This window comes from Rhizobium albus (assembly GCA_030160035.1).
Taxonomy (GTDB): Bacteria; Pseudomonadota; Alphaproteobacteria; order Rhizobiales; family Rhizobiaceae; genus Georhizobium; species Georhizobium albus.
In genome coordinates this window covers 484,669-505,943 of record BSNO01000001.1, presented here as the reverse complement: position 1 = coordinate 505,943, position 21,275 = coordinate 484,669, and the positions used below count along the sequence as shown (strand labels likewise).

Below are 21,275 nucleotides of genomic sequence, written 5' to 3'. Positions count from 1 at the left end.
ACCGAAATGGCATCGATCTCACGCGTCAAGGAACGGGCTGAAGAGCAGTCATCGGCCATGAGCGACGACCAGCAGAGCGCAATCCGCATGCTGGCCAACGACCTGCATCGCCTCAACCAGTCCGTCATGAAGGCCGTCGACGCCGGCGTATCAGTCGAACTGGTTCGCTCGGCCCGTCATCACTCAGAGGGGAATTGGGGCGACCTGATGATCCCCGTCATCGTCACGCAAAGCCGCTGACCTCCACCATCACGATGCGTGGCGAAAGCCCGTCGGCTCAAGCGGCCGGCGGGCCTTTGCTTTCTGCTTCCCATGCCGCGCGATCGCGCTCTTCCTCTTCCAGAAGGTGCTCCTTCAGCATGCGGACATTGCGGGTATTCGCCTTGAAGGCGACGTCGACGACTGTGCCGAGGACCGGGATGGAGCCGAAAATGTAGTCAAACGCGATGTTGCTGACCATCTTGCGTTTGATGTGCCCGGGAACGCCGAGCTTTTGCGCTTTCCAATAGATCCAGCCGGCCGCGCCGGCAGCCACGGTGTCGCCCGCAACCGGCACGAGACCGAGCACCGCATCCCAGCCGAAGCGGATCCCGAGAAAGCTGAAATTGCGGTCGAACAGCTTCTCCACCTGCTCGAGCCGGCGCAAGAGATCGCGCCGTTCACGGCCTCTTTGCGTGCTGTCGAACAGCTCGGCAATTGCCGGACCGTTCGTGCGGTCATGATCGGCGACCTTGTCACCTGACGGCATCGGCATCTTCGACATTGATCCGTCTCCAGATTGCTTCGAGGATCGAATAGAGCGCGAAAGCCATGAGGCCGACACCCATTGCGCCCAAGAGAATGCCGCCGAAGGGCAGCCCCTGAACAAAACTGAGCGCATCCTCGACGCCGGGCGTGGGCGAACCTTCGCCTCCGGCATTAAGGCCACGGTAGAAAAGCAGGAACGCGACGACGAGAAACGACAGGCCCCGCGCCGTCAGACCCGTTCGCGCGATGGGATGCACGAAGTCCATCACCTTCTGCGGTGCTTCGAAATGGCGAGCGTACCCCTTGCGCACGGCCTTTGCGATATGCGCGATGCCGACGCCGATGAAGACGGCCGTCAATGCATAGGCCACCACCTGGCTGCCCACGATGGAGACGATGAAGTCGACGATCTGCGATCCACTGCCGCCTTCGCCCTCATCACCTTGCGATCCGTTCCAGAGCCCGAATGTGAAGACTGCGAGAACGCCGTAGGTCACGCCGGAAGCGATAAGACCGCCGCGGATAGCCGCGCCCTTGAAGCCGAGACCGTGCTGGTCCGTGTCGAAGATCGCCTGGATGAAGCGCCAGATGAGGTAAGAAACCATGCCGCACATCAGGAGAATGGCCGTCATGTCGCCAAAGGGCGTGTTGAGGATCGTGCGCAGAGCGTCGCGAGAGCCCTGCTCCTCGCCCGAGCCGATGGCGGCCAGGACGGCGAAGAAGCCGATGACGATGTAGACCAATCCACGGGCGGCGTAGCCTGTTCGGGCAAACGGCTTGAACCAGACGTGGCGATGCGGAGATACCATTAAAGTGGGGCCTTGTCGTTGCGGTGAAGATAACCACGGGCCTGAACGCCGAGTTCGGCAAGCCGTGCACGATTTTCGATCAATGCGATTGCGCACCAGACGATCGATGCCCAGGACAATCCGAGTGCCCATCCCGCAATAACGTCGCTTGGCCAGTGGACACCGAGATAAACGCGCGTCAGCCCGATCGTGACGGTGATGATGAAGACGACGGTCGCGACATAGATCACTTCGGCACGGCTGCGCGCATAGCGGATCAGCAGCGCGCCGAGCGTGAGATAGGTGACAGTCCCGACCATCGCATGGCCGCTCGGGAAGCTCGCCGTGTGGATGACATCCAGTTGCTCGACAAGATCCGGCCGCGGCCGCTCGAAGAATGCCTTGAGCACGGTGGAGAGGATCGCGCCGCCGGCGACGGAAAAGAGGACATAGAACGCAGCCCAACGCCTCGTTGCGACACCGAGATAGCCAGCAACGGCGAGCGTCAGCAGCCCGATGATCGGATAGCCGCCCAAGGCGGTGAGTTCGAGCGCGGTCTCTTCAAGCCAGGGCGGACCGAGTGGATCGCTCGTGTCGAGAGGATTTCGCAAAGCCAGAAGCAGTCGCTCGTCGAAGTCGAGCCCCTCGCCTTCCATGATCTCTTCTGCAAGCTCGAGAAAGACGAACATGCAGGCGCCAAGCACCGCCAAAAGGGCGATGGGCCACAAAGCCTTCAAGGTTACTGCCGAACGCAAATCTGTCAGTCTCATGATTGCCCCTCATCGATCCGTTGGAACGGATGGCAGGTTGAACGGTTCCGCCGCGCCTCAAACGGCAGACGCCGGCGCGATGTTGGCGCCGGCGTCTTTGAATTTACACTCGAAGTGGCGGGATCAGAATTCGGTCCAGCCCTCCTCCTCCGTGGATGCTGCCGCAGTTGCGGCAGAACCACCGCCGCCGAAGGCACCGGCCAACTTGCGTCCAAGCGCGCGTGCCGGAGATTCCCGCGTAGCAACGGCAGCGCTGTTTGCCCTAACCGGAGCGGGTGCCGTGGGCCGGCGCGAGACGGGAGCCGCCGACGCGGCACTTGCAGCCCTGCGCTCATAGCCCTGCGAGACCATGGATCCACGGCCCGCCATTTCGAAGCGGCCGACCAGACCGCGCAGTGACTGTGCCTGTTCCTCGAGGCTCACGCAGGCGGCATTGGTCTGCTCGACCATGGCGGCGTTCTGCTGGGTCACCTGGTCCATTTGGTTGACGGCGGTGTTGATCTCCTGGAGACCGGCGGACTGCTCGCGCGCCGACGTGACGATGGCTGCAATATGGTCCTTGATCATGTGCACGTGCCGTTCGATCTGCTCGAGCGACGCGCCGGTCTTGTTGACATGTGCGACCCCCATGCCGACCTCCTCGCCCGACTTGCGGATGAGGTCCTTGATCTCCTTCGCCGCCGCGGCCGAACGCTGGGCAAGCTCGCGGACTTCCTGGGCAACGACCGCGAAGCCCTTGCCCGCTTCACCAGCGCGCGCCGCCTCGACACCGGCGTTGAGCGCCAGCAGGTTGGTCTGGAAGGCGATATCGTCGATCACACCGATGATTTGGCTGATCTGCGTTGACGATGTCTCGATCCGCTCCATCGCCGTGATGGCATCGCCGACGACTGCACGGGAATTGCGAGCTCCCGTCGTTGCGTCAACGACCATGCGGTCGGCTTCTTCGGCGCGTTGAGCGCTGGCGCGCACCGTCTGCGTGATCTGGTCGAGCGCCGCTGCAGTCTCTTCAAGCGACGCCGCCTGCTGCTCGGTGCGACGCGACAGATCGTCTGCCGCTTTGGCGATTTCACCGGAGCTGCCGCTGACCGACTGCGTGGCATCGGTGATGTCGGACAAAGTTTCGCCGAGCGATTTCACCGCCGCATTGAAGTTTTCCTGCAGCGAGGCGAATGCGTGGTCGATCTGTTCGATCTGGACGGTGAGATCGCCCTGTGCCAGGCGACGCAGCGCATCACCGACCGTTTCCATCGCCTCTTCGCGGGCCTTGGCCGTGCGAAGCGTCTCGGTTTCGTTGCGTTCACGCTCAGCCTCGAAGGCCGCGCGCTGGCGCGTTGCTTCCAGCTCTGCTTCCCGCTTTTCCATGGCGGAGATGCGGAAAGACTCCAGCGCATTGGCGACCACGCCGACCGTGTCGGTGCGGGCACGGTGCGGAACGCCTGTTTCGAGATCGCCTTCATCCAGCCGCTTGATGCGCGCCGTGAGGTCGCCGAGCGGACGCGTGACGATGGTCCGAAGCGCAAGGAGGAAGAGCCCGACGACGATGAGGATCGAGACGCCCTGAACGGCAAGTGTCTGCAGACCGAAAGCAACGCTAGTTGCGTGAAGGTTTGCCGTGCTCCAGACGGTGGCGATATGACCGCGCGGATTGCCTTCGCTGTCCGGCTCCAGCGGCGCGATGATCGTAACCTTGCCGTCACCGAGCGGGAGGTCGTTGATGACCGAATTTTGCGGCGGTGTCGCCATCATCGCTTCGATGTCGCGGCGCGCTGCAGCGCCATCTGCACCGGAGCGCGTCCAGGCAGTCATTTCCGTGCCAGCCGCATTGTAGACGATGATCTGCACCAGGTCGTGCTCGTCGGAGGTTGCGTAGCCCTTGTAGGCATCTTCGATCGCTTCCGGCACGTTCCATTTCACGCCGCCGGCTGCAACCATGCCGACTTCCTTCACCTCGCGGCTCCAATTGGCGAATGCATCCTGGCGCAGCGTGTGTTCGGCCGATTGATAAAGCCACCACACCGTGGCGCCGAGCCCGATGAGATTGACCACGATGATGACCGCGGCGAGCTTCGTGGTCAGCGAGAGCCGACCGAGGAAACCAACCGGACCGGGTTTGGAAACGTTAGCTTTCATGTTTGTCTGTCCTTGGCGCGATCAGAGCTTGTTCAGGTTCAGAGAGACCGTGATCGCTCCGATGGGCTCGCCCGTATCTGGATCAATGATCGCACTGTTCGCCTGACTGAGAACGAGGTGCGTATCGGGCTCGTATTCGATGTCGTCGATGAAGAGGCCGGCTTCCGGCTGAAGAAACGTCTTCTGGAACTTGTCTTCGTCGCCTTGCCAGTAATCCGACGTCGGCGTGCTGACGCCGACATTGAGCCCCCTGCCATCCATCACGATGATCTCGACGATCATCCAGTCGGCGGCAGACTGTTTCTGACGCAGAAATTGCGAGACGGAATTCTGAATCATGGCGTCGATCTGGGGACGCTGGATCTGACCGATTTCAGCGCGCCATTCGGCGTCCGCGGCATCTATTTCAGCCTGCGTCCATGCGGCTGTCATGCCATTTTGCGCGCGCACGGCCTCGATGATCTCGGGGCTTTTAACCCACTCGGCCAGATTGTTCTGAAAATATGCTTTGACCGCTTCTCGGTGGTCAATTCCGGTGGCGGATGCCTGGGACAAGGACGCACAAGCAGCCCCCCAGACCGCTGCGTATACTGCAAGCCTGCTCGTGGCGAGCAACGACATTCCCTCACCCCTTTTACTCGGTGCGCATCAATCACGGTGTAATTGATGAAAACTGCACCCACAGACAACTATACATGCCCATGATGGCGCGGCTTGGGGACGTCATGTCGGCACGAGAGTTAATCTCGCAGCAGCCTGCAACAATTGATGAGGAACGCTGCTTGCCGAAAACTTAACAAATGCAGGCGAGAGATCGCGTTTTCAGTAGAAATTTAGGGGCTCCGGCCCGAAGATACACGGGCCGGTAGACTTTGGCATTGCGGCCCCACGTCAGGGTCGCAAGATGATTGATCCAGACTCAGAAGATGAGGCTCAGAAGACCGATGACGACCAGAAGTCCGATCAGGAAAATGACGCCGACAGTACCGCCGATGAACTTCAACATGGAGGTGATCCTTTTGCTTGCCCGTGATGACCGGATGAACGCGCAAGTGCCGCATTTGATCCAGCCGCGTGATCGGTGGACGCGACCTGCAACGATCGGGAGGGCGATGACACAAGGACTTTCGTCTGTCACTTCACCGGTCTATGCTCATATCGACATAAACTGAAACGGTGATTGATGCCTTCCAGAATCGAACTTCATCCGGGCGCAGCACGGACGGAACGTCCTCGCAAACGGCCAGCCTTCATTGACCAGAAGCGTGGTGTGAAAGACTGGAAGCAAGCCAGCGAATGGCTGAAGTGGCGTGGGATCGAAGACATCGAATGCATCACTCCCGACATTGCCGGTGTGCCACGCGGCAAGATGATGCCGACGTCGAAATTCACGTCCAATACGTCACTGTCGCTGCCCTCTGCGTTGTTCCGCCATACCATCTCCGGCGAGTATCCGGAGGAAACGGGCGACTTCCGTTATGACCCGACCGATGGCGACCTCAAGCTCGTTCCGGACCTGTCGACATTGTCGGTCGTGCCCTGGGAAACCGATCCGACGGCGCAGGTCGTCTGCGACATCGTCGATACGCAAGGGAATGAGGTTGGCTATACGCCACGCAATGTGTTGAAGCGCGTCGTCGGCCTTTACCGCGAGCGCGGCTGGCAGCCGGTCGTCGCGCCGGAGATCGAATTCTACCTCGTCGCGAAGAATGACGACCCGGATTACCCGCTGCAGCCGCCGAAAGGCCGATCGGGCCGCACCATCGCCGGTGGCCAGTCCTATTCGATCGCCGGCGTCAACGAGTTCGACGAACTGATCGACGACATCTACCACTTCTCCGAAGCGCAGGGCCTGGAGATCGATACGCTGATCCACGAAGAGGGTCCGGCACAGCTTGAAATCAACCTGCGGCATGGTGATCCGATCGAGCTTGCGGATCAGGTCTTTCTCTTCAAGCGCACGCTGCGTGAGGCGGCGCTGAACCACAACATGTACGCGACCTTCATGGCCAAGCCGATGCAGGGCCAGGCGGGTTCGGCAATGCACATCCATCAGTCGGTCGTGGACCTCAGCACAGGTCGCAATATCTTCGCCGACGAGAAGGGCGAAGCATCGCAGGAGTTCTTCTCCTTCATCGGCGGCATGCAGCATTTCGTGCCGAAGGCGCTGGTCATGATGGCGCCTTACGTGAACTCCTATCGCCGACTGACGCCGGACATGGCCTGCCCCGTCAACAATGCGTGGGGCTACGACAACCGCACCACTGCCTTCCGCGTGCCAAGTTCCGACCCAAGCGCACGGCGCGTGGAAAATCGCCTCCCCTCCTCAGATACGAACCCCTATCTGGCACTCGCCGCGTCGCTCGCCTGCGGCTATCTCGGCATGGTTCGCGGCGTAAAGCCTTCGGCACCGACGGCCCATACCGCAAATGAGGGCACGACGGTCGATCTTCCCCGCGGCCTTCTGGAAGCCGTATCGCTGCTCGAAAGCGAACCCGCATTCCAGGATGTGTTCGGCGCGGATTTCATCGCCACCTATTGCGGGCTGAAACGCGGCGAATTCGAAACCTTCATGCAGGTCATCAGTCCGTGGGAGCGTGAATATCTCCTGCTGAACGTCTGAGCGTTTCCAGGTGAAGTGGAGACCGGTTCACCGTTCGGAAACGCGACCAAAAAATGCAGAGCAATTGAGCGATTTGAGCATAAGCGAAATTGCTCTGATCAGCCGGCGCGAAGCCACCACATGATGACGGAGCATCCCATCGCCTACCAAAGCCCCATCTCGCCCGGCATCTCCTGGTACGAGGATGCGCTTGCCGAGCGGCCAAGCTTTGAACCTCTCGATGGCTCGCGACAGGCCGATATCGTCATCGTCGGAGGCGGTTTTACCGGCTTGCAGGCGGCCTATAATTTGGCGATCGCCGGCGTCGATGTGGTGTTGATCGACGCTGCGCGTTTCGGCGACGGCGCCTCCGGGCGCAATGGCGGCCAGATCGGCACGGGGCAGCGAGAAGACGTCACGGCGCTTGAAGCGCAATACGGGCTTGAGACATCCAAGGCGCTCTTCGATCTCGCCGAGGACGGCAAGCGCTATCTGATCGACTTCGCCGAGCGCCTCGGCATCGACATGGAGTTTCGGCAAGGCCAGCTCTCGGTGGCGCACAAGAAGCGCTATGTCGATGACTTCCGCTCCTATGTCGACATTCTGGCCGAGCGCTACGGCTACACCCAGGCGACCTTCATGGATGCCGCCGAGACCGCGGAGCGCCTCGGGTCGACGCGCTTTTTCGGCGGCATGCGCGACATGGGCACCGGCCACATCCACCCGATGAAACTTGTTGCTGGGCTGGCACGCGCGACGGATGACGCAGGCGCGCAACTCTACGAGAATACGCGCGCGACGGGCATCGCCAGCGCGAATGGCCGCGTCACCGTCACGACCGACCGCGGCACGATCACTGCAAACCACGCGCTTCTCGCCTGCAACGCTCATATCGGCGAGCTCGAGCCGGTGACAGCTGCGCATGTGATGCCGATCCGCTCTTTCATCGGGGCGACAGTTCCGATCAGCGCGCCGACCATCATTCCGGGTGGCGAAGCTGTGGACGACAGCCGCTTCGTGGTGCGCTACTTCCGCAAGAGCCTCGATGGGCGGCTGCTCTTCGGCGGGCGCGAGGCATACACGTCGGAAAGCCCCACCGACATCAAGTCGCACATCCGCAAGCAGATCGCCGAAATCTACCCGGATCTCGGCGATATCGACATCACCCATGCCTGGGGCGGGTCGGTCGCGATCACCATGCCGCGCCAGCCCTTCGTGCGCGAAGTGATGCCGCATGTGATCACGATCGGTGGCTACTCGGGCCATGGGGTTAAACTGTCGAACTATTGCGGCAAGCTTTACGCAGATGCGGTGCTCGGCGACCGTAGCCGGCTCGCCCAGTTCGAGCGCCTCAAGATCCCAGCTTTCCCCGGCGGAACGCGCTTGCGTCAACCGCTTCTTTTCCTGGCGATGACATGGTTTTCGCTGCGTGACCGCATCTGAGGCCAGCCAAAATCGTCGCCATGCTATGGCCTTTTTAAATCGATTAGATTAAAAACCTCGACGACACCGATTGCAGGGACTTGATGCGATGAGCAGCCAGATCATTCCGGTCGATCCTTTCGACTATGTCGTGTTCGGCGGTACGGGCGACCTTTCCGAGCGCAAGCTCCTTCCGGCGCTGTATCACCGCCAGGAAGCGGGCCAGTTGACGGAGCCGACCCGCATCATCGGAGCATCCCGCTCCGAGCTTTCCCATGACGAATTCCGCGAATTCGCACGCGCCGCGCTGGTCGAACATGTCGGCAATGGCGGCCTCGACGAAGCCGAGGTCGAGAAGTTCCTCGCGCGCCTCTTCTACGTCGCGGTAGACGCCAAATCCGACAAGGGATGGGATGATCTCAAGGACTTGTTGAGTGAGGGCGAAGATCGCATTCGCGCCTTCTATCTCGCCGTGTCGCCTTCGCTCTTCGGCGATATCTCCCAGCACATCCGCGACCACGGGCTGATCACCGACAAGACCCGCATCGTCGTGGAAAAACCCATCGGGCGCGACCTCGCCTCGGCGCGGCAGCTGAACGACACGATCGGCAGCGTTTTCCGCGAAGAGCAGGTCTTCCGCATCGACCACTATCTCGGCAAGGAGACGGTGCAGAACCTGATGGCGCTGCGCTTTGCCAACGCGCTTTACGAGCCGCTGTGGAATTCCGCGCATATCGACCACGTTCAGATAACGGTTGCCGAAAGCGTCGGGCTGGAAGGGCGGGCCGGCTATTACGATACCGCCGGCGCGCTGCGCGACATGGTGCAAAACCATATCATGCAGCTGCTCTGCCTCGTCGCCATGGAGCCGCCGTCGTCCATGGACGCAGAGGCCGTGCGCGATGAAAAGCTGAAAGTGCTGCGCGCACTGCGCCCGATCACCAGCCGCAATGTTCAGCAGATGACCGTTCGCGGCCAGTATCGCGCGGGTGCATCGGCAGGCGGGCCGGTCAAGGGCTATCTCGACGAGCTGGAGAGCGGCACCTCGAACACCGAAACCTTCGTCGCCATCAAGGCCGAAATCGGCAACTGGCGCTGGGCCGGCGTGCCATTCTATCTGCGCACCGGCAAGCGCATGGCCGAGCGGGCGTCCGAAATCGTCATCGCCTTCAAGCCGATCCCGCATTCCATCTTCGACGAGAGCGCCGGCCGCGTCATCGCCAATCAACTGGTTATTCGCCTGCAGCCGGACGAAGCGGTCAAGCAGTGGATCATGATCAAGGATCCGGGCCCGGGTGGCATGCGCCTGCGTCACGTGCCGCTGGACATGACCTTTGCCGAGAATTTCGATGTGCGAAACCCCGACGCCTACGAGCGGCTGCTCCTCGACGTCATCCGCAACAACCAGACGCTGTTCATGCGCCGCGACGAGGTCGAGGCGGCGTGGCGCTGGGTCGATCCGATCCTGAAGGCGTGGGAAGAAACGGGCCAGCAGGTTCAGGGCTATACGGCGGGCACGTCTGGCCCCAGCCAGGCGATCGCACTCATCGAACGCGACGGCCGCACCTGGCATGAGCACTGATCCGATGGGAGTGTCGCCGGAATTCCACGAATTTGCCGATCGCTCGGAACTGGCCGAAGCGCTCGCCGAGGCCGTTGCGGAAGCCTTGAAGGCTGCCATCGGCCTGCGGGGCCGCGCGACGCTCGCAGTGTCGGGCGGCTCTACGCCAAAGGCCTTCTTCAAGGCCTTGTCCGGCAAGGAACTCGCCTGGGACCAGGTCACCGTTACGCTGATCGACGAGCGGTTCGTGCCCGAAACGCACGAGCGATCCAACCAGAAGCTCGTGGTGGAAAACCTGCTGGTCGGTCGCGCCGCACGCGCGCGCTTCGTGCCGCTGTTCAACGATGCGCCAGACGTTCATCTCGCCGCCGACCGCGCGTCGGGCGTGATCGACGCCTTGCCCCGGCCGATCGAAGTTGCCATCTTGGGTCTTGGAACAGATGGCCACACCGCGTCTTTCTTTCCCGATGGCGACCGGCTGGCGGAAGCGATCGACCCCGGCATGCCGACGTCGGTTCTGTCGATGGAAGCGCCGGGCGCCGGCGAACCGCGATTGACGCTGACGCTGCCGCGCATCGTCGAAGCGCCCCTTGTGGTGCTGCACATCGAAGGCGGCGAGAAGCGCCAAGTGCTCGACCAGGCGCTGGCTGGAGAAGACGCAAACGACATGCCGATCCGCGCCGTGTTCGCCCATGCGCCGGCGCCGATCCACATCTACTGGGCGCCCTGACGCCCGATCTTCGCCTCGGCTCAAGAAAGCCGAACCGAACTGACAACGGGATAGCGAACCATGGCTGCGGATACACGCATCGAAACCATCACCCGGCGCCTCGTAGAGCGCTCCAAGCCGACGCGCGAAGCCTATATCGACCGCGTCCGCCGTGCCGCCGGTCAAGGGCCGCATCGCTCTGCTCTGGCCTGCGGCAACCTCGCCCACGGCTTTGCCGCCTGTGGCCCGACCGACAAGGAAGCGCTGGCGGGCGACCGCCTGCCGAACCTCGGCATCATCACCGCCTATAACGACATGCTTTCGGCCCACCAGCCTTACGAGCGGTTTCCGGACATGATCCGCGAGGCAGCGCGCGAAGCCGGTGGGGTTGCCCAGGTCGCAGGCGGCGTGCCGGCCATGTGCGATGGTGTCACGCAGGGCCAGCCGGGCATGGAGCTCTCGCTCTTCTCGCGTGACGTGATCGCGATGTCGGCAGGCATCGGTCTGTCGCACAACATGTTCGACGCAGCGCTCTATCTCGGCGTCTGCGACAAGATCGTGCCGGGCCTCATGATCGCGGCGATGACATTCGGCCATCTGCCGGCAATCTTCGTACCGGCCGGTCCGATGACGACTGGCCTCCCCAACGACGAGAAAGCCCGCATCCGCCAGCTCTACGCCGAGGGCAAGGTCGGCCGCGAGGAATTGCTAGAGGCGGAATCCAAGTCCTACCACGGGCCTGGGACCTGCACCTTCTACGGCACTGCCAATTCCAACCAGATGCTGATGGAGATCATGGGCTTCCATCTGCCGGGCGCATCCTTCGTCAATCCGAACACGCCGCTGCGCGATGCCTTGACCAAGGAAGCGACCCGCCGCGCACTGGCAATCACCGCGCTTGGCAATGAATTCACACCCGCCGGCGAGATGATCGACGAACGCTCGATCGTCAACGGTGTCGTCGGCCTTCATGCAACCGGCGGATCGACCAACCACACGCTGCACCTCGTCGCCATGGCCCGATCGGCCGGTATCCGGCTCACCTGGGAAGACATTTCCGAACTGTCGGACGTGGTCCCGCTGCTTGCGCGCGTCTATCCAAACGGCCTTGCCGACGTGAACCATTTCCATGCAGCGGGCGGCATGGGTTATCTCATCGGCCAGTTGCTCTCCAAAGGCCTGCTGCACGACGATGTGCGCACGGTCTACGGCCAGGGACTTCAGCCCTATGCCATCGAAATCGGCATGGACGCAGCCGGCGCGATCGAACGGCGCCCCGCGCTCAAGGAGAGCGCAGAGCCGAAGATTCTGGCGACGGTCGATGCACCTTTCCAGCCGACCGGCGGCCTCAAGATGCTCAGCGGCAATATTGGCAACGCCGTCGTCAAGATCTCGGCCGTAAAGCCGGATCGCCATGTGATCGAGGCGCCGGCGAAGGTCTTCCACGACCAGCAGTCGCTGATCGACGCGTTCAAGGCCGGCGAATTGAATCAGGATTTCGTCGCTGTCATCCGCTTCCAGGGACCGAAGGCGAACGGCATGCCAGAGCTCCACAAGCTGACACCCTCGCTCGGCGTGCTGCAGGACCGCGGTTTCCGCGTCGCCCTCGTCACCGACGGGCGCATGTCGGGCGCATCCGGCAAGGTTCCCGCCGCGATTCACGTGACGCCCGAAGCAGCCGATGGCGGCCCGATCGCGCGCGTTCGTGAAGGCGATATCGTGCGTGTCGATGCCGTCACCGGCGAATTGTCGGTGCTGGTCGATGCCGCCGAATGGGCAGCCCGCGATCCTGTGACAGCCGATCTGACCGACAATGGCTTCGGCATGGGACGCGAACTCTTCGCAGCCTTCCGCGCCGTCGCCGGCCCGGCCAGCGAAGGCGCAAGCGTTCTTTACTAATCAAAGCACCGGGACGGCCCCGCCGCCCCGATGCCTGTCGGTATCAGACTGTTATTGCGGCACGAGGACATTGTTGACGACATGGATGACGCCGTTGGACTGGTTGACGTCGGCGATGGTGATCGTCGACGTGCCGCCACTTTCGTCCATCAGCGACAGGCCGTTGCCCGCTTCCATCACGATGAGCGTGTCTCCGCTGACCGTGGTCAATTCGAGCCGACCGTTGTTGGCCTGAACGTCGCGTTTCAACTCGCCGCCCGAAAGGCGTCCGGCTACGACATGCGCGGTCAGCACCTTGACGAGCTGATCCTTGTTTTCCGGCATCAGGAGCGTGTCGACGGTACCGGCCGGCAGGGCGGAAAAGCCGTCATTCACCGGAGCAAAGACCGTGAACGGCCCCTCGCCCGCCAGCGTGTCGACGAGATCGGCGGCCTGCACGGCTGCGACCAGAGTGGTGTGGACAGGCGAATTGACCGCATTCTCGACGATGTTCATCGTCTCGAGCATCGGCGCGCCGCCGACGGTGGGATTGCTCTGGGCAATTGCAACGCCAGCTATAAGCGTCGACGTGATAGCAAGCGATAGGGAAAGCGTCTTGAGCATGGTGACCTCCGCAGTTCCTCGTCCTCCAAATGGGACAACGAAGATACGAGTCGGTTCAGCCCAAGTTTCATGGTCACGCCGTGCTCACGACATCGTGCGCGCCGCACCGCCAATCCAGCTTCAAGAGATCCGTTATCGCCGGTAGCTGAGCCCTTCCGCATCGAAAAGATGCAGCTTGGAGCGGTCCGCCGTGAAGCGCACCGACTCGCCGCGCCGCACCGGCTGGTTGCCTGGCACCTTCACGACGATCGGTTCGCCCTCCACCAGGCCCTCGATGTAATAGAGCGTCACCTCGCCGAGCGCTTCGGACAAGGCGACTTGGCCCTCGAACAGATAGTCTTCCCCTTGCGCGACCGTCAGGTCTTCCGGACGCACGCCGAATTTCGCCGGCTTGCCCTGCTGCGACGCATCGGTCGCGATATCGAGAAAGGCCTGCCTGCCGCCGGTGAGCGTGACGATGGTTTCGGCCCCCGCCTTTTCGACCCGCGCAGGAAGAATGTTCATCGCCGGCGATCCGATGAACTGCGCAACGAAGAGATTTGCCGGGTGATGGTAAAGCTCCATCGGCGAACCGACCTGTTCGATGCGGCCGGCCGACAGAACGACGATGCGATCGGCAAGCGTCATCGCTTCGACCTGATCATGCGTGACGTAGATCATCGTCGTGTCCGGCATGGATTCATGCAGCTTGGCGATCTCGATGCGGGTAGCCACGCGCAGTGCGGCATCGAGGTTCGATAGCGGCTCGTCGAACAGAAACACCTTCGGATCGCGGCAGATGGCGCGCCCGATAGCCACGCGCTGCCTCTGCCCGCCGGACAGCGCCTTCGGCAGACGGTCGAGATACTGAGTCAGCTGGAGGATGTCGGCTGCGGCGCGCACGCGCCGGTCGATCTCTTCCTTGCTTTCCTTCGCGATCCGCATGCCGAAAGCCATGTTGTCGTAGACCGTCATGTGTGGATAGAGCGCGTAGGACTGGAACACCATCGCAATGCCGCGCTTGGACGGCGGGATGTCGTTGACGACCTGCCCGCCGATCGAAAGCGTACCGCCGGAAATTTCCTCAAGCCCCGCGATCATGCGCAGAAGCGTGGATTTCCCGCAGCCGGACGGGCCGACGAAGACGACGAATTCGCCTTCCTGTATGTCCAAATCGACACCGTGGATCACATCCACGGTGCCATAGGATTTTTTGATGTTCTTGAGCTGCAGTGCAGTCATTTCGCTCCCCTGTCCGTACGAATGGCCCTGCGGCCATTCGTACTCGACGTTTCCTCCCGACCCTCAGTCCGTCTTGCCGAAAAACGCATCGTAGGCACCGAGGTGGACGGTGCCATCGCGGTAAAGCCCAGAAAAATCATGATCGCTGATCGCCTGCATGCCGGGTCTTTCCAGCGCCACATCCCGACGCTCATCCGACAGGTTGAAGACGCACAGGATCGTCTCGTCACCCGCCTTGCGCTCGATGATCAGGATGCCGTCTTCGGCTTTCAGGATCGACATGGTGCCGACGCGCAGCGCCTCATGCGCCTTCCGAAACGCCAGGATCTTTCGGTAGTGGTTCAACATCGAGCCTTGGACGTGGTCCTGCTTGTCGACCGCGAGACCGAGATGGTCGCCGGGGATCGGAAGCCACGGGCGGCCGTTGGAAAACCCGGCATTCACGCCATCGCCATCCCAGACCATCGGCGTGCGGCAGCCGTCACGACCCTTGAACTTCGGCCAGAAACGAATGCCATACGGATCCTGGAGTTGATCGTAAGCAATGTCCGCCTCGGTCAGACCCAGTTCCTCGCCCTGATAGATGCAGAGCGAGCCGCGCAGCGATGCCATGAGGCCGGCAAGCAGCTTCATATAGGCCGTGCGGTCGCGCACATGGTCGCCCCAGCGGGTCGCTGGGCGCACGACATCGTGGTTCGACATCGCCCAGCACGGCCACGCATCTTCCGAAGCTTGGCGCAGCGTTGTGAACACCTCTTCGACACTCTCCACCGTCGGCACTTCCGGCGCCAGGAAATCGAAGGCGTAGCACATCTGCATCTTGTCGCCACCGCCGGTATATTCGGCCATCAGTTCCAGCCCGCGCTGGCTGTCACCGATTTCGCCGACAGCCGCGATCGCCGGATATTCGTTCATCAACGCTCGCAAGCGGCGCAGGAACTCGACATTCTCCGGCTGACTCTTGGAATAGAGGTGCTCCTGGAAATTGTAGGGGTTCACCGCGGGCGCCGTCTTCGCGTTGCGGCGCTCCACCGGCAGGCTCGGATTGTCGCGCAGCTGCCGGTCGTGGAAGTAGAAATTGATCGTGTCGAGCCTGAAGCCGTCGACACCGCGGTCGAGCCAGAAGCGCGCCACATCGAGGACCGCCGCCTGCACGTCCTCATTGTGGAAATTGAGGTCGGGCTGCGACGTCAGGAAGTTGTGCAGGTAGTACTGGCAACGCGTGGAATCCCACTCCCAGGCCGTGCCACCAAAGATCGACAGCCAGTTGTTGGGCGGGCTGCCATCGTCCTTGGCATCGGCCCAGACATACCAATCGGCTTTTGCATTGTCCTTGCTGGATCGGCTTTCGACGAACCACGGATGGATGTCGGCCGTGTGGGAAATTACGAGGTCGATCATCACCTTCAGCCCGTGGGCATGTGCGGCGGCAATGACATCGTCGAAATCATGCACGGTGCCGAACATCGGATCGACGCTCAGATAATCCGACACGTCGTAGCCGAAATCCTTCATCGGCGAGGTGAAGAATGGCGAAATCCAGATCGCATCCACACCGAGTGACGCGATGTAGGGGATACGCTGCGCGATACCGGCAAGGTCGCCGATGCCGTCGCCGCTCGTGTCCTGAAACGAGCGTGGATAGATCTGGTAGATCACCGCGCCGCGCCACCAGTCGTGATCGGCAGCCTTGTCGGTGAGCAATGTCGCGTTTTCGGTCAAATCGTTCATGGCAATCGTCATAGTGGGAGGATCATCCGCCTTTCACGGAGCCCGCGAGAAGGCCGCGGACGAGGTAGCGTTGGAGGGTGAAGAACACGGCGAGCGGCACCAGGATGGTGATGAAGGCCGAAGCCGTCAGGATTTCCCAGTTGCCGCCGCGTGATCCGAGAAGGTTGACCAGGCGTCCGGTGAGCACCAGTTCGCTGTCCTGCGCGCCGAGGAAGACCATGGCGACGAGCAGGTCGTTCCAGGTCCAGAGGAACTGGAAGATTGCAAAGGAGGCGAGCGCCGGAAAAGAGAGCGGCAGCACGATCTTCATGAAGATCTCGAAGTCGCTCGCTCCGTCGACACGCGCCGATTCCATGATCTCGCGCGGCAGCCCGGCGATGTAGTTCCGCAGCAGATAGACTGCGAGCGGCAGGCCGAAGCCCGTATGGGCCAGCCAGATCCCGAGATAGGTTTTCGCCGGCACGCCAAAGAAGGCCCCGATGCCGTTATACATGCGCAAGAGCGGGATCAGCGACATCTGCAGCGGCACGACCAGCAGTCCAACGATGACGGCGATCAGGAGTGCCCGGCCCGGAAACTTCATCCAGGCGAGCGCGTAGGCTGCGAAGGCGGCAATCAGGATCGGAATGATCGTCGCGGGAATGGTGACCGTCAGCGAGTTGATGAAGGACCGACCGATCCCTTCAGACGCCAGCACTTCGCGGTAATTGTCGAGCGTGAAGCGTGGCGGGATGGTGGTGGTGAAGAAGATGCGTGCCCCGCGCGGCAGGTCGAGCTCGCTCTGCGAGGTGATCGCATAGGCACCATCCTCGGCGACAGTCAGCACCCCGCCTTCACGAAGCTCCGCTTCGGCGCCGGGCTCGTATTCCGTCGGGTTGAGGCCCGACGTGCCGAACGCCGACACGGTGCCGCTCCCCTCGCCAAAGACATTGCCTTCGAGGATGAACACACCGTCGCGCTCGACCTGGTCGTCGGAGGTTCCGGTGCGGGCCTGCAGGTTCTGGGTGGAGCCAGCGAGTGCCGTCCACCAGCCGGAGATCGCCAACTGGTCCTTGTCACGGAAGGAGGAGATGAAGAGGCCTGCGGTCGGCAGCGTCCAAAGGACGACGAGCAGCAGCACCGAGAGATGAACGGCCCAGGTGAGCGGGGATTTTGCGGAACCGGCACCACCCATCTCAGCGGCCCTCCATTTCGGCGCTGGCGCGGCGGATGTTCCACACCATGATCGGGATGACCAGCACCATGATCACCATGGCGATCGCCGCGCCGCGCCCGAAATCGCCGCCACCGCGGAACATCCAGTCGAACATGAGATTGGCCAGAACCTGCGTGTTCCATTGCCCGTTCGTCATCGCAAGCACGATGTCGAAGACCTTGAGAACCAGGATCGTGATCGTCGTCCAGACGACCGCGATCGTGCCCCAGATCTGCGGGATCATGATCTTGAAGAATATCTGAAAGCCGTTGGCCCCATCGATGACCGCCGCCTCGATCGTCTCGTCGGGAATGCCGCGCAGTGCCGCCGAAAGGATGACCATCGCAAAACCCGTCTGGATCCAGACGAGGATGATCATGAGAAAGAAGTTGTTCCAGAAGGGGATGGTGATCCATGCCTGCGGCTCACCGCCGAAATAGACGACGATGGCGTTGAGGATGCCGATCTGCTCGGAGCCTGCGGCACGGTAGTCGTAGATGAATTTCCAGATCACCGATGCGCCGACGAAGGAGATCGCCATCGGCATGAAGATCAGCGACTTGGCGATGTTGCCCCACCAGATGCGGTCCGTGAGCGCAGCGATGACGAGCCCGAGGAAGGTCGACAAGGCCGGCACGAAGAGCAGCCAGAGCATGTTGTTGAACATGGACTCCCGGAAGCCCGGATTGTTGGCCATCCAGACATAGTTGGAGAGGCCGACGAAGTTGCGGCCGGACCGGTCGTGCAGCGAGAGCCGCAGGGATTCAAACACCGGGTAGACGAGATAGATGCCGAGCACGAGAAGCGCCGGCCCGAGAAAGAGCCAGGGGCGGATGGCATTGGCGCGTCGCATGTTGCGCGCGGCGGTCAGGGGATCGCGCCCCCGCGACGGAAATGCCGCATCGAGCAGGAAGTTGGAGCCGAAGAAATAGGCTGCGCATCCCAAGACGCCGATGACGACGGTGACGAGTGCACCTGCAAGCTGTTCCATGCGATCAGCCTCCCCTTTGGCCGCCCCTTCGGCTGCCATGGCTTTGGTCAGGGTATGCTATGCCCCGCGCGTGTGCGTCATGCCGCGCGCCGAGCCAGCCGGCTCCCTCGAGAGGAAGCCGGCAGCTTGAACGGTGCTACTTGATGGAGTCCCAGGAATTCTGGACTGCCGTCGTGACGTCTTCGGCGGAAGCGCCGCCGACATAGTCGATCATCGCCGTCCAGAAAGCGCCCGCACCGATCGCACCCGGCATCAGGTCCGAGGCATCGAAGCGGAATGTCGTTGCTTCGGTCAGGATTTCGCCCTGACGACGGAGCGCATCATTGGCATAGGCTTCGAGATTGGCGCCCGTGTAGGGCGTCAGGAAGCCCGACTGTGCCATCCAGACCTCATGTGCGATCGGCGTCTGCAGGAACTTGATGAAGGCGCGGCCAGCCTCCGTATCCCGTGTCAGCATCGCGAGCGTGCCGGCCCCGAGCACCGGGCGGCCGAGATCGTTTTCGGCCGAGGCCGGAAGGTAGAAGAAGTCCGCATCGAGACCAAGCTCTGTGCCTTCCGGGAAGAAGGACGAGATGAACGATGCCTGGCGGTGCATGAAACATTCCGGCGGCGATGCGAACATGCCGTTCGGACTTTCGCGGAAATCAGTCGAGCCGACGGCCTGGCTTCCGCCCTGCACGAAATCGTTGTTCTTGGCGAAGAAGCCGAATTCCTCGATCGCGCCGATGACCGCCGGGTCGTTGAAGGGGATCTCGTTGGTGACCCACTGGTCGTAGACTTCAGGCTCCTGGGTGCGCAGCATCAGGTCTTCCACCCAGTCGGTGGCGGGCCAGCCCGTCGCACCGCCTGAACCGAGCCCGATGCACCATGGGGTGTACCCATCGGCGGCGATCTGCTCGGTCAGCGCCTTCAGATCTTCGTAGGTTTCGGGAACCTCATATCCGGCATCGGCGAAATTGTCGGGGATGTACCAGACGATGGACTTCAGATCGATCTTGTAGGGAAACGCGTAGAATGCCTCGCCGTCCGGGCCCTCGTAGGTGCCGAGATCGACCCAGCTTTCACCGGCGGCGTAGTTTTCGTTGATCCAGTCGCGTGCTTCGTCCCCAAGCGGCGTCAATTGCCCTTTCGACGCGAGATCGGCAATCAGGCCTGGCTGCGGCAGGATCGCGACATCCGGCGGGCTGCCGGCCTCGGTGTCGATGACGATCTGCTGCTCGTAGTTCTCGGAGGACGAGTAATTGACGGTGACGCCGGTCGCTTCCTCGAAATAGGCGGCGACGCTTTCGAACAGCGCCTGGTCCTCCCCGCGCCATGGTCCGAAGATCGTCAGGCTCTCGCCTTCGAGATCGTGCGCTTCAGAGAATGCCTCGAAGCTTTCCCAGTTGAAACGATCGTCTTCACCAGGTGCGAAAATCAATTCCTGAGCGCTCGCCGTGCCCGCGGTCAAGGCCACGGCGGCAACGCTCATCATCAGCCAGTTCTTCATCGGGTTCCCTCCCAGTCAATTCAATCGTCTGAACGCATGCTTTTGATCAGAGACCATAACGTCGAGCAAATGGCCACTGCAACGAGCGGCATAAAATCCAAAGCGCTTTGGTCGCAGCGACAAGATTGGATGATGCGCTGCAAGTCAAGGCTCCCAATTAATAAACTCCTGAATTACGCGACTATCGCTCTGTTCTCGGTAGCTTATGATGAATAAGCGGGTATCATCACACTGAAATCTGACCCATTGCAGCGATCTGCAAACGCTTCTTCGCCACTGACAGGAGGGCGTTTGTCAAAGCGCTTTGGTGCAATGCAGCATGCCGAACCTGGGGAGTGACGGCCGTGAACCTCAAAGAGCTGGCCAAGCATCTGAGCCTCTCTCAAACGACGGTCAGTCGTGCCCTGAACGGCTATCCTGAAGTCAATGAGCGCACGCGTCAACGCGTTCTGCAAGCCGTGCAGGCGACCGGTTATCGTCCGAACCGGGCGGCTCAGCGTCTGGCAACAGGCAAGGCGGGCTCGATCGGCGTTATCATGCCCTCCAGTCCAGGGCGTGACACCGACCTGCATTTCTCCGAATTTCTGTCAGGACTCGGCGAAGTCTGCGTGTCGGAAGACATCCTCCTCGTCGTTCACCCGAGCCGGCCGGAAGATGAGGAAGCCACATTCCGCAAGCTCGCGGCGAGCGGCAGCGTCGATGCCATATTCCTCGCCTATACGCGCCGAAACGATACCCGCATCGATCTCCTGAAATCCTTGAAGTTGCCCTTCGTCGTCCACGGGCGCGCGGCAAGCGACGGGCCGCACGACTATCCGTTGCTCGACATCGACAATCACGGTGCCTTCCGCGATGCTGCCGATCTTCTGTTGCAACTGGGGCATCGCCGGATCGCGCTTCTCAACGGGCCGGACTACCTGACCTTCGCGATCGCCAGGCGCGCGGGCCTCGAAGAAGCGCTGAAAACTCGCGACCTGAACCTGAACCCGGCGCACTGCCAGGAATTCGCGATGACCGAGGAGAATGGGTATCGCGGCATGGTCCGCTGCCTGGAGACCGAGGAGCCTCCGACTGCCGTTCTGTGCTCGAGCATGCTCTTGGCGCTCGGCGCCGTCCGCGCCATCAACCAGCGCGGCCTGAAGGTCGGCCGCGACATCTCGCTGATCGCGCATGACGACGTGTTCCCCTACCTGAAGCCCGAAAACTTCACGACACCGCTGACGACGACGCGGTCGTCCATCCGGGCTGCCGGTGCGCGCATTGGAGAACGGCTCATCGATGCCGTGGCTGGCTCGAAACTCGATCAGCAGCAGGAAGTGTGGCCGGTGGAACTGATCATGCGCGCCTCGACCGGCCCTGCTCCAACGGAACTGGACATCAGCCGCCAGCAACGGGCCGGCTGAGTTTCATAAGC

The 21,275-nt window shown here is 61.8% G+C and carries 18 protein-coding genes and 1 pseudogene; 7 read left to right on the top strand and 12 right to left on the bottom strand.

The genetic code is table 11. The features are described from left to right. Positions 1-6 precede the first annotated feature (6 nt). A complete protein-coding gene (locus QQL76_RS02515) occupies positions 7-240 on the top strand; it encodes an SMc00767 family acetate metabolism repressor (RefSeq protein ID WP_126008630.1) in 234 nt (77 codons plus the stop codon). Positions 241-277: 37 nt separating this feature from the next. Here the strand turns inward: QQL76_RS02515 and QQL76_RS02510 are convergent, their stop codons facing one another. The 6 genes from QQL76_RS02510 to QQL76_RS02485 all read right to left on the bottom strand — a co-directional run bounded on the left by QQL76_RS02510 (position 278) and on the right by QQL76_RS02485 (position 5,444). Then, the gene (locus tag QQL76_RS02510; RefSeq protein ID WP_499206239.1) at positions 278-763 is read right to left on the bottom strand and encodes a DUF4112 domain-containing protein; all 486 of its coding nucleotides are present in this window, start codon (positions 761-763) and stop codon (positions 278-280) included. After that, the gene (locus QQL76_RS02505; protein WP_499206238.1) at positions 735-1,556 is read right to left on the bottom strand and encodes a DUF1206 domain-containing protein; all 822 of its coding nucleotides are present in this window, start codon (positions 1,554-1,556) and stop codon (positions 735-737) included. Before QQL76_RS02505 ends, QQL76_RS02510 begins: the two co-directional genes overlap by 29 nt. After that, positions 1,556-2,305 carry a phosphatase PAP2 family protein gene (locus QQL76_RS02500; protein ID WP_499206237.1) on the bottom strand — a complete coding sequence of 250 codons (750 nt, stop codon included), beginning with the start codon at positions 2,303-2,305 and terminating at the stop codon, positions 1,556-1,558. Before QQL76_RS02500 ends, QQL76_RS02505 begins: the two co-directional genes overlap by 1 nt. Positions 2,306-2,428: 123 nt before the next feature. Further along, on the bottom strand, positions 2,429-4,438 hold the full coding sequence (locus tag QQL76_RS02495; RefSeq protein WP_499206236.1) for a methyl-accepting chemotaxis protein: 2,010 nt from the start codon (positions 4,436-4,438) through the stop codon (positions 2,429-2,431). Positions 4,439-4,459: 21 nt separating this feature from the next. After that, positions 4,460-4,870, bottom strand: coding sequence for a hypothetical protein (locus tag QQL76_RS02490; protein WP_499206235.1), 411 nt, complete (start codon positions 4,868-4,870; stop codon positions 4,460-4,462). Between the two features lie 487 nt (positions 4,871-5,357). After that, positions 5,358-5,444 (bottom strand): small membrane protein YohP, encoded by an 87-nt coding sequence (locus QQL76_RS02485; protein WP_126012834.1) that lies wholly within the window; start codon positions 5,442-5,444, stop codon positions 5,358-5,360. A gap of 255 nt (positions 5,445-5,699) precedes the next feature. Between QQL76_RS02485 and QQL76_RS02480 the strand changes: the two are divergent. From QQL76_RS02480 to edd, 5 genes and pseudogenes are all read left to right on the top strand, one after another. After that, positions 5,700-7,061 (top strand): annotated as a pseudogene (locus QQL76_RS02480) (glutamine synthetase family protein); the annotation flags it as partial. 123 nt (positions 7,062-7,184) lie between these two features. After that, positions 7,185-8,483 (top strand): NAD(P)/FAD-dependent oxidoreductase, encoded by a 1,299-nt coding sequence (locus QQL76_RS02475; protein WP_499207091.1) that lies wholly within the window; start codon positions 7,185-7,187, stop codon positions 8,481-8,483. 88 nt (positions 8,484-8,571) lie between these two features. Further along, positions 8,572-10,044, top strand: coding sequence for a glucose-6-phosphate dehydrogenase (zwf, locus tag QQL76_RS02470; protein WP_499206234.1), 1,473 nt, complete (start codon positions 8,572-8,574; stop codon positions 10,042-10,044). A 10-nt stretch (positions 10,045-10,054) separates the two neighbouring features. Further along, positions 10,055-10,753, top strand: coding sequence for a 6-phosphogluconolactonase (gene pgl, locus QQL76_RS02465; protein WP_499207090.1), 699 nt, complete (start codon positions 10,055-10,057; stop codon positions 10,751-10,753). 60 nt (positions 10,754-10,813) lie between these two features. After that, entirely contained in the window at positions 10,814-12,631 is a 1,818-nt protein-coding gene (gene edd / locus QQL76_RS02460) for an IlvD/Edd family dehydratase (RefSeq protein WP_499206233.1), read from the top strand. Between the two features lie 51 nt (positions 12,632-12,682). Here edd and QQL76_RS02455 read toward each other — a convergent pair whose 3' ends face one another. The 6 genes from QQL76_RS02455 to QQL76_RS02430 all read right to left on the bottom strand — a co-directional run bounded on the left by QQL76_RS02455 (position 12,683) and on the right by QQL76_RS02430 (position 19,861). Next, positions 12,683-13,234: a fasciclin domain-containing protein gene (locus QQL76_RS02455; protein ID WP_499206232.1), complete on the bottom strand. Its 552-nt coding sequence runs from the start codon at positions 13,232-13,234 to the stop codon at positions 12,683-12,685. A 132-nt stretch (positions 13,235-13,366) separates the two neighbouring features. Further along, positions 13,367-14,455 (bottom strand): ABC transporter ATP-binding protein, encoded by a 1,089-nt coding sequence (locus QQL76_RS02450; RefSeq protein ID WP_499206231.1) that lies wholly within the window; start codon positions 14,453-14,455, stop codon positions 13,367-13,369. A gap of 63 nt (positions 14,456-14,518) precedes the next feature. Then, positions 14,519-16,186, bottom strand: a complete 1,668-nt coding sequence (gene bglA / locus QQL76_RS02445) for a beta-galactosidase BglA (protein WP_499206230.1) — start codon at positions 16,184-16,186, stop codon at positions 14,519-14,521. 22 nt (positions 16,187-16,208) lie between these two features. Continuing rightward, a complete protein-coding gene (locus QQL76_RS02440; protein WP_499206229.1) occupies positions 16,209-17,360 on the bottom strand; it encodes a carbohydrate ABC transporter permease in 1,152 nt (383 codons plus the stop codon). A gap of 1 nt (position 17,361) precedes the next feature. Continuing rightward, positions 17,362-18,372, bottom strand: coding sequence for a carbohydrate ABC transporter permease (locus QQL76_RS02435; protein ID WP_499206228.1), 1,011 nt, complete (start codon positions 18,370-18,372; stop codon positions 17,362-17,364). A gap of 136 nt (positions 18,373-18,508) precedes the next feature. Next, entirely contained in the window at positions 18,509-19,861 is a 1,353-nt protein-coding gene (locus QQL76_RS02430; protein WP_499206227.1) for an ABC transporter substrate-binding protein, read from the bottom strand. Between the two features lie 344 nt (positions 19,862-20,205). Here QQL76_RS02430 and QQL76_RS02425 point away from each other — a divergent pair, with 344 nt between their 5' ends. Continuing rightward, positions 20,206-21,264, top strand: coding sequence for a substrate-binding domain-containing protein (locus QQL76_RS02425; RefSeq protein WP_499206226.1), 1,059 nt, complete (start codon positions 20,206-20,208; stop codon positions 21,262-21,264). Positions 21,265-21,275: the final 11 nt, after the last annotated feature.